We start from the raw sequence: 864 nt of genomic DNA on the forward strand, positions 1-864 counted from the left end.
AGAGCGGCTAACACAAGTCATCAACAAAGCGTGAACAGATAACGGCAGCAGCCAGGGACAGCAAGGCAACATGAATGTCGAGACGACGCTCGAAACGAATGCGCAGTTTGCCGAAGCCGGCAAACCAGGCGTGCGTGCGCTCGACCACCCAGCGATGCCGCCCGAGTCGCTCGCTGCTTTCCACGCCACGGCGTGGCGATACGGGCTGTGATGCCACGCCGCTTCAGGTAACGACGACAACGTGCGAAGTCATAGCCCTTGTCCGCATGCAACTTGTCCGGGCGTTTGCGCGGCTGACCATTCAGGCCCGACACCGCGGAAATGGCATCGAGCGTGGACTCGAACGCCATCGAATCGTGCCGGTTGGCACCGGTGACCGTGAGGGCCAGCGGAATGCCTTGAGCATCTACGACGATGTGCCGTTTCGACCCGAGCTTGCCCCGGTCTGTCGGATTGGGGCCGGTTTCCTGGCCCCCCGGGGGCTGGCAACACTGGCGGCATCAAGGCTCGCTCGCTCCCAGTCAATCTGGTCATGCTCCCGCAAGCGACGAAGCATCGCCAGATGCAACTTCTTCCACACACCTGCGGCTTGCCAGTCACGTAGCCGTCGCCAGCAGGTCATGCCGCTGCCGAAGCCCAATTCTTTCGGCAAGTATTCCCATGGAATGCCTGTTTGCAGGACGTACAGGATACCGTTCAGTGCGGCGCGGTCATCCACTGCTCGACGTCTGCCGCCTTTGGGCGACGGTGTGAACACCGGAATTAGCGGCTCCAGCGCCGACCATAACTCGTTACTGATTTTTCGTCTGGCCATGCCGCCAGGATATGGCTTTCATGGCCTCATGTCCAGGTTGTGTTAGCCGC

1 pseudogene is annotated in these 864 nt (G+C 60.9%); it reads right to left on the reverse strand.

The annotated features are described in order from the left end of the window. Window positions 1-7: 7 nt before the first annotated feature. A pseudogene (locus tag G3N97_RS39120) lies at window positions 8-814 on the reverse strand (IS5 family transposase). Window positions 815-864 lie beyond the last annotated feature (50 nt).

The sequence above is a fragment of the Paraburkholderia sp. Ac-20347 genome, from assembly GCF_017104805.1.
In the GTDB taxonomy this organism is placed as follows: domain Bacteria; phylum Pseudomonadota; class Gammaproteobacteria; order Burkholderiales; family Burkholderiaceae; genus Paraburkholderia; species Paraburkholderia tropica.